Source organism: Staphylococcus hominis subsp. hominis (genome assembly GCF_002901845.1).
GTDB lineage: Bacteria > Bacillota > Bacilli > Staphylococcales > Staphylococcaceae > Staphylococcus > Staphylococcus hominis.
The window spans coordinates 32,759-44,826 of the sequence record NZ_PPQE01000028.1 but is presented as its reverse complement, the minus strand read 5'-3'; the positions used below and the strand labels follow the sequence as shown (position 1 = coordinate 44,826).

At 32.3% G+C, this 12,068-nt stretch carries 9 protein-coding genes, 1 pseudogene and 1 riboswitch; of the genes and pseudogenes, 5 read left to right on the top strand and 5 right to left on the bottom strand.

The window, feature by feature from the left end; translation table 11 throughout:
• Window positions 1–5: 5 nt before the first annotated feature.
• From CD034_RS07405 to CD034_RS07390, 4 genes and pseudogenes are all read right to left on the bottom strand, one after another.
• On the bottom strand, window positions 6–1,397 hold the full coding sequence (locus CD034_RS07405) for an L-cystine transporter (protein ID WP_077700736.1): 1,392 nt from the start codon (window positions 1,395–1,397) through the stop codon (window positions 6–8).
• A gap of 362 nt (window positions 1,398–1,759) precedes the next feature.
• Window positions 1,760–2,230: pseudogene (locus CD034_RS07400) on the bottom strand (DNA-binding protein); the annotation flags it as partial.
• Window positions 2,231–2,356: 126 nt separating this feature from the next.
• Window positions 2,357–3,019, bottom strand: coding sequence for a hypothetical protein (locus CD034_RS07395; RefSeq protein WP_002447990.1), 663 nt, complete (start codon window positions 3,017–3,019; stop codon window positions 2,357–2,359).
• Window positions 3,020–3,234: 215 nt separating this feature from the next.
• Window positions 3,235–3,642 carry a general stress protein gene (locus tag CD034_RS07390; RefSeq protein WP_002447977.1) on the bottom strand — a complete coding sequence of 136 codons (408 nt, stop codon included), beginning with the start codon at window positions 3,640–3,642 and terminating at the stop codon, window positions 3,235–3,237.
• 214 nt (window positions 3,643–3,856) lie between these two features.
• Window positions 3,857–3,959, top strand: a riboswitch (purine riboswitch).
• Between the two features lie 207 nt (window positions 3,960–4,166).
• On the opposite strand from CD034_RS07390, the gene xpt reads away from it, so the two are divergent.
• The 4 genes from xpt (at window position 4,167) to guaA (ending at window position 9,207) form a co-directional block, all read left to right on the top strand.
• Window positions 4,167–4,748: a xanthine phosphoribosyltransferase gene (xpt, locus tag CD034_RS07385; protein ID WP_002447980.1), complete on the top strand. Its 582-nt coding sequence runs from the start codon at window positions 4,167–4,169 to the stop codon at window positions 4,746–4,748.
• Window positions 4,745–6,013, top strand: coding sequence for a xanthine permease PbuX (gene pbuX / locus CD034_RS07380; RefSeq protein WP_002447962.1), 1,269 nt, complete (start codon window positions 4,745–4,747; stop codon window positions 6,011–6,013). The genes xpt and pbuX overlap by 4 nt, the downstream gene beginning before the upstream one ends.
• 38 nt (window positions 6,014–6,051) lie before the next feature.
• Window positions 6,052–7,518 carry an IMP dehydrogenase gene (gene guaB / locus CD034_RS07375; protein WP_065581055.1) on the top strand — a complete coding sequence of 489 codons (1,467 nt, stop codon included), beginning with the start codon at window positions 6,052–6,054 and terminating at the stop codon, window positions 7,516–7,518.
• Between the two features lie 147 nt (window positions 7,519–7,665).
• The gene (gene guaA / locus CD034_RS07370; RefSeq protein ID WP_002447954.1) at window positions 7,666–9,207 is read left to right on the top strand and encodes a glutamine-hydrolyzing GMP synthase; all 1,542 of its coding nucleotides are present in this window, start codon (window positions 7,666–7,668) and stop codon (window positions 9,205–9,207) included.
• Between the two features lie 237 nt (window positions 9,208–9,444).
• Here the strand turns inward: guaA and CD034_RS11440 are convergent, their stop codons facing one another.
• The gene (locus CD034_RS11440) at window positions 9,445–9,834 is read right to left on the bottom strand and encodes a phosphatase PAP2 family protein (RefSeq protein ID WP_244927427.1); all 390 of its coding nucleotides are present in this window, start codon (window positions 9,832–9,834) and stop codon (window positions 9,445–9,447) included.
• A 728-nt stretch (window positions 9,835–10,562) separates the two neighbouring features.
• Here CD034_RS11440 and CD034_RS07360 point away from each other — a divergent pair.
• On the top strand, window positions 10,563–12,062 hold the full coding sequence (locus CD034_RS07360) for an NADH dehydrogenase subunit 5 (RefSeq protein ID WP_103288242.1): 1,500 nt from the start codon (window positions 10,563–10,565) through the stop codon (window positions 12,060–12,062).
• Window positions 12,063–12,068: the final 6 nt, after the last annotated feature.

Here is a 12,068-nt window from a genome sequence, read left to right as displayed (position 1 = left end):
TTATTTTATGATTCTGTGGATAATTCTCCATAATGGTTAGAATTAAATTTTTCTTTATCTAAGTTACCTGTTAAACGTGCTGTACCAGTACCTGCTAACATGGAATCATTGACATTTAGAGCGGTACGACCCATATCAATAATTGGTTCGATAGAAATTAATACACCAGCTAATGCAACTGGTAAGTTTAAAGTTGATAATACAAGAATTGAAGCGAAAGTTGCACCGCCACCAACGCCAGCTACACCAAATGAACTAATCACTACAACGCTAATTAGTGTAAGAATGAATGGTATATCGATGTCAACATGAGCAACAGGAGCAACCATAATAGCAAGCATTGCTGGATAAATACCAGCACATCCATTTTGACCAATAGACAAACCGAATGAAGCTGAGAAGTTTGCAATACCTTCAGGTACTCCTAAACGTTGCGTTTGAGTTTGCACATTTAAAGGAAGCGCTCCTGCACTTGAACGTGATGTAAATGCAAAAATCAGTACTTCAAGTGTTTTTTTAACATAACGAATAGGATTGATTCCCATAATCGCTAAAATAATTAAATGAATAACATACATTGTAAGTAAAGCTGCATAAGATGCAATCATGAATTTACCTAATGTCCAAATTGCTGAAAAATCACTTGTTGCAATTGTAGAAGCCATAATTGCGATAATTCCATAAGGAGTTAATCTTAAAACAAAGGTAACAATTGACATGATGAGAGCATAAACAGCATCAATACCACGTTTTAATAAGCTACCATTATCAGGTTGTTTACGTGCAACACGTAAGTATGCAAATCCTACAAAAATAGCAAATATTACTACTGCAATAGTTGAAGTTGTTCTCTGACCAGTAAAATCTAAGAAAGGATTGCTTGGTAATAATTCAAGAATTTGTTGTGGTAGTGTATTCGCTGTAAGCTGCTTCGCTTCACTACTAATTTCATTTCCTCGTGCATGTTCTGCACTACCTAAATCGATACTTGAAGCATCAAGGCCAAATACAATGGCATAAAAAATACCTACAACGGCTGCAATAGCGACAGTACCAATTAAAAACATAAAAATATAAGAACCTATCTTAGCAAATTTATCGCCAATTTGTATCTTACTAAATGCTGAAACAATAGAAATAAAAATAAGTGGCATAACAATCATTTGTAATAATGTCACATAGCCATCTCCAACGATGCTAAACCAATCAGTTGTGGTTTCAAGCACTTTAGAATTAACACCATAAATAAGGTGTAAAATAATTCCATATACAATTCCTAATCCTAGAGCGGTAAAGACTCGTTTTGGGAATGATACATGTTTTTTAGCCATAATGAATAAGCTGATAATGAAAATCAACATGATGACAATGTTAATAATTGAAAATAATGTTCCCATATAATGATTCTCCTTTTATTAGTTAAATCCGACACATTTAATAAGAATAGTATTAAATATATAATAATTCAATACTTTAAATAACATAAATTATTAAATGTTTTTACAAACTAATGATAAATAGATACAAAATGAGTATTAAAACAAAAAAGCAGGATCGAAATTTTTTAATTTCAATCCTGTTTTAGTAAATAGCACTATATACAGTTGTGACCTTAAAGATTAAATAGTCTAGCTAAGAATCCTTTTTTCTCATTTGAAGATGAAACATAAGTTTGATGCTCTTTTAAAGTATCAATCGCTTGTTGATTGTTATCATTAATTTCTTTAACCAAATTATTTTTAGTATAATCAGATTGTTCTTTTTGAGCTGTTTGAATGGCAACTAATGACTCATTATTTGCCTCCAATTTTTCAGTAATTTGACTTTGTAATTCCTTAAGTTCATTTTGTTGTTGATGAACTTGAGTAATCATTTGACCTAACATTTGACGTTCTTCACGCATTTTTTGTATTTCGGTACGTAAGTCTTCTACTAATTGTGTAACGCCTTGATCAGCAGGTAACTGTTGTTGGTCTTCTTTAACGATAACTTGTAAAAAGTCTTTTTCTTTTTCTAATTCTTCGAAAGCTAAATCATAGCTATTTGTTTGTTTTACCTTTTCTGCAATATCTTGGAAAAGTTCAATATCTTCTTCTTTAAAATCTGTAGCCTCACGACCACGATATTCAGTCTTGCTAAGATGATATCCTCGTTCTTCTAAATGTTGGACGATTTTACGGACTTGTTTTTCACTTAGCTCGACACGTTGAGCAAATTCTTTAGTTAACATAATGAAGTCCTTTCGTATTTAAATAATATATTCATTCATTTACGCTGACGTTTGTCTTCGGTAAGTGAAACGTCAGTCTAACCTCGCATATTAGTTTAACCTTTTATATCGCTCTTTTCAAGTATTCTATAAGGATGAACGTAAATTCATCTTTTCTAAAAGGGGATATATAATATCTCTAGAAATTCCATTCGCAAATACATATTTGAGAATATAATTAGATTTCACACTAGCAGGATAGATGTCTTTTGTAAGTTCAATGTTAGATTTAATAAATAAGTCAGTATGTATAGGTGTTTCTTCAAACGTATAATTAGGATGCAAGTAGTCAATGTCATATTGTTGTTCAAAGTCATTTTCTAATAAGATATGATGACGTCGTTTAATTAATTGATTATCTAATATGCTATTATCATGTTTCGGGACTTCAATCATTAAAAAGTTAATATCTCTAGAATGTACTTTATTAGATAATATATTTAGGTGTGTTTCAACTTCATTTAAAGTTTGAGATATGATTTCATTATAATTTGAATCAACTACAGCTAATAAGTGGACTAGAAATGCTGAATTTGTTGTTGCTTCGTAGTGTGCTGTGGCCAAACTGATTATATTTTCTTTCTCAATACCAACAATCAAAACATAATCATTTTCTGTTTTATTATTCTGTAAGGATCGTTTTGTGATAGTGCTGTCTTCAAAAAAATCAACATCTAATTGTTTATTATAAAACTCGACAGCTTTTTGATAATAAGCGTCTTCTAAAGAATAAATAGTGTGAAATTTCATAGCGATCTCCCCGCATTATATTTTTTTAAGTATAGCACATGTGTAAAGTAGCACATCATAATACAAAATATAATAAAAAACTTCTTTCAAAGTTATAAACGATTCACACTTTACTTTGAAAGAAGCATATATTAATTTTTGACTGTTACTTTGTAAAAACGTATGTTCATTTAACAATCGACATGATTAAATACAATGAATGGTTAAACTTATTTTTAAGATTTTGGACCATCAGACTCATTAGCGTAATGAGTGATATCAACTTCTTCATAAGCTGCGTTGTTTTTTTCAACTTCATTATGTGAAGAAGCGTCTTTTCTAGTGATTACTAAAAATTTGCCATCAAGCACATCTTTTTTATATTGTTCTGCTTGGTTATCAGATAGTTTGAAATTATTCAATACAGCTTCTTCACCATCTTCACCGGTTAATAAGCGTGACATGCGATCACTGAATGAACCACTTGTTGCTATAAGTGTTACTTGAGAATTATGTAAATCATCTAAATGTAATTTAGATTCACTGATAACAAATATCTCATTTTCTGAATATCCTTCTGCTTTTTTCTTTTCAATCACATTGTAAATTTGATTTTCATTATCTAGAACTGTAATATCTGGCATATTCATCGTCCTCCATCATTTCATGCTACTTTTAAATAATTATACCCTAATGAATAGATATAAAACGTTTCGATATAATTATATAATTAAAAATATGTAATTTACAAATACGGTTTTTTTAATAAGACATTAAACGCTTACATTTATAAGTAGCGTGATTACAAGGATAAACTCTCCATCAGTTATTGAAAATAAGCTTAAAATTTGCTATTATCATTAAATAATTTATATTGCTCATATAATCTGAAGAATATGGCTTTAGAAGTTTCTACCGTGTTGCCATAAACAACGCGACTATGAGTTCAAGTACAAAGGTAAGGAAGTTAATGAGAAGTTTGAGGATTGGCTAAGATGTCTTGTATTATATTATCATTTGTATAATGTAAAGTATTGTTTATCATCTATAAATCTAAATCATTTACTTCTAAGTTACAAATGAATGTGTATCGTACTTGTTCACTTATAGATCCTGAAACTAGATAAAAGTTTCGGGTTTTTTTATATAAAGTTTAGGAGGTTTTGAAGTGGAAGCGCTCGAACAAAAAGTCAAGGAAGATGGCGTAGTCATTGATGAAAAAATATTAAAAGTTGATGGATTTTTAAATCATCAAATTGATGCCAAATTAATGTATGAAGTGGGTCAAACATTTTATAAACAATTTAAGGGTAAAGGGATTACGAAAATTTTAACTATTGAGGCTTCCGGTATTGCTCCTGCAATCATGGCTGCATTACATTTCGATGTGCCATGCTTATTTGCAAAAAAAGCAAAGCCAAGTACTTTAAAAGATGGGTTTTACAGTACTGATATCCATTCATTTACTAAAAATAAAACAAGTACAGTGATTGTATCAGAAGAATTTTTAGGGCCTGAAGATAAAGTATTAATTATTGATGATTTCTTAGCAAATGGTGATGCTTCACTTGGATTGTACGACATTGCACAACAAGCTAAAGCAGAAACAGTAGGCGTAGGAATTGTTGTAGAAAAAAGTTTCCAAGATGGACGACAAAGATTGGAAGAGGCTGGTTTAACTGTTTCTTCATTATGTAAAGTTGCTTCCTTAGCAGGGAATAAAGTGACTTTACTAGGTGAAGATGAATGAAAAATTTAATTTTAAGTGTACAACATTTATTAGCAATGTATGCAGGTGCTATTTTAGTACCTATCATTGTAGGAACAAGTTTAAAATTTTCACCTGAAGAGATTGCTTATTTAATTACAGTAGATATTTTTATGTGTGGAGTAGCTACATTTTTACAAGCAAATAAGATTACTGGTACAGGACTACCTATTGTTTTAGGATGTACATTTACTGCTGTAGCACCTATGATTTTAATTGGACAGACTAAAGGTTTAGACGTGTTATATGGATCATTGTTCCTATCAGGTATCTTAGTTGTAATCATTGCTCCATTCTTTTCTTATTTAGTTAAATTTTTCCCACCTGTTGTTACAGGTAGTGTCGTTACAATTATCGGAATTAACTTAATGCCCGTTGCTATGAATTATCTTGCTGGTGGTCAAGGTGCTAAAGATTATGGTAACCCTAAAAATCTAATTTTAGGTGGGGTGACACTTATTGTTATCTTACTATTACAACGATTTACAACGGGATTCTTAAAATCTATTGCAATTTTGATTGGTTTAGTTATAGGCACGATATTGGCTAGTATATTTGGATTAGTTAATGTTAGCCAAGTTGGTGACGCACATTGGCTCGGTATTCCACGACCATTCCGTTTCTCAGGATTTGGCTTTGATTTCGGTGCAACATTAGTGTTTACAATTGTAGCAATTGTAAGTCTGATCGAATCAACAGGTGTATATCATGCATTAAGTGAAATCACTGGTCGTAAGCTTGAACGTAAAGATTTTCGTAAAGGTTACACTGCGGAAGGTCTAGCCATCATTTTAGGATCAATCTTTAATGCTTTCCCTTATACAGCTTATTCGCAAAACGTAGGACTTGTTTCACTTTCTGGAGCTAAGAAAAATAAAATCATATATGGAATGGTAGTCTTACTTTTAATATGTGGTTGTATACCTAAATTAGGTGCTCTGGCTAATATTATTCCTTTACCTGTGTTAGGCGGTGCAATGATTGCTATGTTTGGTATGGTAATGGCTTATGGGGTAAGTATTTTAGGAAATATTGACTTCAAAAATCAAAATAATTTATTAATTATTGCTGTATCAGTCGGACTTGGTACAGGAATTAGTGCTGTACCTCAAGCATTTAAAGCTTTAGGAGAACAGTTCGCTTGGTTAACTCAAAATGGTATTGTTTTAGGAGCAATCTCTGCTATTATTCTTAATTTCTTTTTTAACGGTATAAAGTATAAACAAAACGACGAAAATGTGAAATAATAAGACTAACTATATAAAAAATGGAGGCTGTGTTATAAATGTGGGAAAATAAGTTTGCTAAAGAATCATTAACTTTCGACGATGTTTTGTTAATTCCAGCTGCATCAGACATATTACCAAGTGATGTTGATTTAAGCGTAGAATTATCAGATAAAATTAAATTAAATATTCCAGTTATCTCTGCTGGTATGGATACAGTAACTGAATCTAAAATGGCTATTGCTATGGCACGTCAAGGTGGTTTAGGTGTCATCCATAAAAACATGGGCATTGAAGAGCAAGCTGATGAAGTACAAAAAGTAAAACGTTCAGAAAATGGTGTTATCACGAATCCATTCTTCTTAACACCAGATGAAAGTGTTTATGAAGCAGAAGCATTAATGGGTAAATATCGTATTTCAGGTGTGCCTATTGTAAAAGATGAAGAATCAAGAACACTCGTTGGTATTATTACAAATCGTGACTTACGTTTTATTGAGGATTTCTCAATTAAAATTTCAGATGTGATGACTAAAGAAAATTTAATTACAGCTCCAGTTGGTACAACATTAGATGAAGCGGAAGCAATCCTTCAAAAGCATAAAATTGAAAAACTACCATTAGTAGAAAAGGGTCGTTTAGAAGGTCTCATCACAATTAAAGATATAGAAAAAGTACTTGAATTCCCTCATGCTGCGAAAGATGAGCATGGTCGTTTACTTGCAGCAGCAGCTATCGGTACATCTAAAGACACCGAAATTCGTGCACAAAAACTTGTAGAAGCAGGAGTAGATGCGTTAATTATTGATACAGCGCATGGACATTCTAAAGGTGTGATTGAGCAAGTCAAAAAAATGAAAGATAAATATCCTGAACTTACAATTATTGCAGGAAATGTTGCAACTGCTGAAGCCACACGCGCTTTATTTGAAGCAGGTGCAGACGTGGTTAAAGTAGGTATTGGACCTGGATCAATCTGTACAACACGTGTCGTTGCAGGTGTAGGTGTACCACAAATTACTGCAGTATATGACTGTGCTACTGAAGCACGTAAACATGGTAAAGCGATTATTGCTGACGGTGGTATTAAATTCTCTGGTGATATTATTAAAGCATTAGCGGCTGGTGGTCATGCTGTTATGTTAGGTAGCTTATTAGCTGGTACTGAAGAAAGCCCAGGCGCTACTGAAGTCTTCCAAGGTAGACAATATAAAGTATATCGTGGAATGGGGTCTCTTGGAGCAATGGAAAAAGGGTCAAATGATCGTTACTTCCAAGAAGATAAGTCTCCTAGAAAATTTGTTCCAGAAGGTATTGAAGGTCGCACAGCTTATAAAGGGCCATTACAAGATACCATTTATCAACTTATGGGTGGAGTAAGAGCTGGTATGGGTTATACTGGTTCACCAAACTTAAAAGTATTACGTGAAGAAGCACAATTCACACGTATGGGCCCTGCAGGTTTAGCTGAAAGTCATCCACATAACATACAAATTACTAAAGAATCACCAAACTATTCATTTTAATGTAAGGTGAGCAAGAAACGATTAAATTAAGAAAGTACGCTTTTCTATAAAATATTTATAGAGGTTGAAACGATGTATTGTCTTTATAAATATGAAAAGCGTCTTTCTATTGTTTACATAAATTAAATTTAAAGGAGATTTACTATTATGGAAATGGCTAAAGAACAAGAATTAATTCTTGTCCTAGATTTCGGTAGTCAATATAACCAGTTAATTACACGTCGTATTCGTGAAATGGGCGTTTACAGTGAATTACACGATCATGAAATTTCTATAGATGAAATTAAACGTATGAATCCTAAAGGTATTATTCTTTCAGGAGGTCCAAACTCTGTTTATGAAGAAGGTTCATTTACAATTGATCCTGAGATTTATAATTTAGGTATTCCAGTGTTAGGTATTTGTTACGGTATGCAACTTACAACCAAACTATTAGGCGGTAAAGTTGAACGTGCAAATGAACGTGAATATGGTAAAGCAATTATTAAAGCAAAATCTGATGAGTTATTCTTTGGTTTACCAGAAGAACAAACAGTGTGGATGAGTCATTCAGATAAAGTCATTGAAATTCCTGAAGGTTTTGAAGTTATCGCTGATAGTCCAAGTACAAATTATGCTGCCATCGAAGATAAAAAACGTCGTATTTATGGTGTACAATTCCATCCAGAAGTACGTCACACAGAATACGGTAATGATTTACTAAGAAATTTTGTCCGTCGTGTATGTAATTGTACAGGTGAATGGACAATGGAAAACTTCATTGAAATTGAAATCGAAAAAATTCGTGAACGTGTAGGTCATCGTAAAGTATTATGTGCAATGAGCGGTGGTGTAGATTCATCAGTTGTTGCAGTATTATTGCATAAGGCCATTGGTGATCAATTAACATGTATTTTTGTAGACCATGGTTTACTTCGTAAAGGCGAAGGCGATATGGTAATGGAACAATTCGGTGAAGGCTTTGATATGAATATTATTCGTGTAAATGCCAAAGAACGTTTTATGGAAAAACTAAAAGGCGTCTCTGATCCAGAAAAAAAACGTAAAATCATTGGTAATGAATTTGTATATGTGTTTGATGATGAAGCGGCTAAATTAACAGATGTTGATTTCTTAGCACAAGGTACACTTTACACAGATGTGATTGAATCAGGTACAAAGACAGCGCAAACAATTAAATCTCATCATAATGTAGGTGGATTACCTGAAGACATGGAATTTGAATTGATTGAACCTATTAATACATTATTTAAAGATGAAGTTCGTGCCTTAGGTATTGAATTAGGTATCCCTGAACATTTAGTATGGAGACAACCATTCCCAGGTCCTGGTTTAGGTATTCGTGTGTTAGGTGAAATTACTGAAGATAAATTAGAAATCGTTCGTGAATCTGATGCGATTTTACGTGAAGTGATTCGAGAAGAAGGTCTTGAAAGAGAGATTTGGCAATACTTCACAGTACTACCAGGTATTCAATCTGTAGGTGTTATGGGTGATTATCGTACGTATGATCATACAGTAGGTATTCGTGCTGTAACATCAATTGATGGTATGACAAGTGATTTTGCACGTATCGATTGGGAAGTGTTACAAAAAATTTCTAGTCGCATAGTTAATGAAGTAGACCATGTAAACCGTGTCGTCTATGACATTACTTCTAAGCCACCAAGCACTATAGAATGGGAGTAGCCCATTAAAAAACGAGCATTTTCGTGAGAAATGCTCGCTTTTTTTATATTAAATTCAATAATTTGGACGTTTATGCTAATTTCTTTTTGATTGAAATGATTGTCGTCTCTGTTGTAGTGACGCTCTACGGTTTACTTTTTGAAGCATATATTGATAAATCATCAATGACATGAATAACCATGAAAGACTAAAAAAGATACCGCCAACTACGTCAGTGAGATAGTGAGCATGGAAGTATCATCTTGAAAATAAAATACCTAACCATACTACAATTAACACCGTATTTATTATGCATTTTATCCACATATTTCCTAATTTAGAGATAAGTACAAAAATAAGAGCAAAAATAACAATCGTACTTGTTAAAGCATGTCCGCTTGGGAATGAAAATCTTGCATCAATTGTTAAGTGATCATAAGGTCTTGAACGATGAATGATGTCTTTTAACGCAATGCCTATGATACCTGCTGAAGCTACTGTTGTCGGTAACCCTATTGCTAATAAGAAGCGTCGCTTAATTAAAACGATAGTTGCGATGATAAGGGTAAGGGTAATAAAGGTTGCAATATCGCCGTATGATGCTAGAAATGTCATAAAATCATTGAACCAATTATCTTTGAAATTCATTTTTGGTTCGCCAAATGTATTTAAGAACCCATAGAATTATTGTAAATCTAATATATGTGTCCATAACGACTTAGTAAAAACCGAAAAAATAGCTAAGGCAATCACAAAAATATGATAGTCATCCTTCATTATTCAAAAAAAGCAAATAAAATATAAAAAAACTTTACAAAAAAATTAAGCGTTTTCACAGAATTGTTACATGAATATTGAACAAAGTATGTTATTTTATAAGTAATGAAGTAAATTCATTTTATCCATTTATCCATGAGGGTTTGGGACATACTTTATCGTCTCAAACTCTTTTTATATATTAGTAATTAAAGATTGAGTTTATAATATTTTTGGGGGTATTATTTAAACAAAATTGATATAAAAAGGAAAGTTGAAATGATATGACTGTTATCTTTTATATTAGAAATTTGACTTTTAGTTGATATTTTCATATATTGTATTTAATATGCATCAAATTATACATAGGTTTATATCAAGCAATGAGACAAAAAGTATCATGCACTTTATTGTTTAATTGAAGGGTAAAACTGATGTACTTAAATCTAAATTATAGGTTGCTTAAAGAGCATTAATAAATATATTGAATGAGCATAAAAGAAGCCTACAATAGATAGTCGTCCTTTTTTAATGGGATAAAACTAAACTATTGTAGGTGTTTTATTATATTATAAGCAATAGTTATATATAGGTTACAGTTTAAAAGTGGAGGAATGATAATGTTAAGTATGAGTAGTTTACTTATATTATTTTTTATAACGCTTATTATGGCAGCGTTAAGTGGATTGATTGTATTAATTCCCTCAGTTCCAGTTAAATACATAAGATTTCACTTAGCTTTACTTCTATTACCAGTTATTGTAGGTATTGTAGGGTTAGTGACTATAAACGAAAGAGAAGTTATTGGCATATTTGCATTAGATAAACTTGCTTGGTTAGTAGGTGCGTTTGTTTTAGCGTTAGGTTTTATTATTCAAAAGTTTTCAACGCGTTATTTATTAGGAGATCACAATTATCGTAAGTATTTTCCTTTATATACATTTACAACTGTTTTTGCTTCACTAGGTTGGTTAAGCAATGACTTACGTTTAATGACTTTATGTTGGGGATTAACGTTATGTTGTTTAACACAACTAATTAAATTGAATAAAACTTGGAAAGTGCCAGCAGAGGCAGCAAAAGTTTCTGCACGTTCCTTTATTATTGGATGGTTAGCGCTATTAATTGCGGTTATTTTGCTATACATAGGAACAGGAGAATGGACAATCGATCCTTCTCAAAATTATGGCTATGCTCTAAATCATGGTCTAAAATTAGTTATTGACTTATTGCTTGTTGTTGCTGTTATTATTCCAGCTGCGCAATATCCATTTCAGAGTTGGTTAATTGAATCAGTTGTTGCGCCTACACCTGTATCAGCTATTATGCATGCCGGTATAGTTAATGCGGGGGGCATTATTTTAACGCGTTTTTCACCGATATTTGATAATTCTATTGCTCTTACAATATTATTAATTATTTCTAGTATGTCAGTATTGATTGGTTCGGGCATTAGTTTAGTACATGTTGATTATAAACGACAACTTGTTGGATCAACGATGAGTCAAATGGGTTTTATGCTCGTTCAATGTGCGATGGGTGTTTATTCAGCTGCGATTATCCATTTAATATTGCATGGTATATTTAAAGCCACGTTATTCTTACAATCAGGCTCAGTTGTCAGACGATTTAATATACCAACTCCACCTAATATTAAGAAATCATATGGATGGATAATACTTGGAAGGGCTCTTGCATTGATTATTGCAATTGTGTTTTTTATGACAAGTGACCATAGTCCATATATTTTGATTAGTGCATTTATCTTAGCATGGTCTATCTCTGTATCATGGAATCAGCTTGTGGCATTAAATAAAGGAGTAATGGGACGCTTTATAGGTATTACAATGATTGTAATTGTTGCAATGGTTTATATTGTGACTCATCAAGTATTTGTTAATATACTTCATCATGTATATATGGCTCCTGCCCATCCACCGTTAATTAGTATTATCATTAGTATTGCGATTTTAGTGTTAGGTAGTATTTTTAGTATTTGGGTCGCTCGCCATCGTACATCTACAGCCTTTGCTAAAGTTTACTTATGGTTAATTAAAATTGGAGAAGCTAAATTTAAATCTGTAGAAAGCCATCCAAACTATTTAAAGAAATATTTATAAGAGGTG

Bases quoted from the DNA above. Each gene is read 5' to 3' on its own strand.
- CD034_RS11440 (WP_244927427.1), bottom strand. From the start codon at position 9,834: ATGAATTTCAAAGATAATTGGTTCAATGATTTTATGACATTTCTAGCA.
- CD034_RS07395 (WP_002447990.1), bottom strand. From the start codon at position 3,019: ATGAAATTTCACACTATTTATTCTTTAGAAGACGCTTATTATCAAAAA.
- CD034_RS07360 (WP_103288242.1), top strand. From the start codon at position 10,563: ATGTTAAGTATGAGTAGTTTACTTATATTATTTTTTATAACGCTTATT.
- guaA (WP_002447954.1), top strand. From the start codon at position 7,666: ATGGAAATGGCTAAAGAACAAGAATTAATTCTTGTCCTAGATTTCGGT.
- CD034_RS07390 (WP_002447977.1), bottom strand. From the start codon at position 3,642: ATGCCAGATATTACAGTTCTAGATAATGAAAATCAAATTTACAATGTG.
- CD034_RS07405 (WP_077700736.1), bottom strand. From the start codon at position 1,397: ATGGGAACATTATTTTCAATTATTAACATTGTCATCATGTTGATTTTC.
- pbuX (WP_002447962.1), top strand. From the start codon at position 4,745: ATGAAAAATTTAATTTTAAGTGTACAACATTTATTAGCAATGTATGCA.
- guaB (WP_065581055.1), top strand. From the start codon at position 6,052: ATGTGGGAAAATAAGTTTGCTAAAGAATCATTAACTTTCGACGATGTT.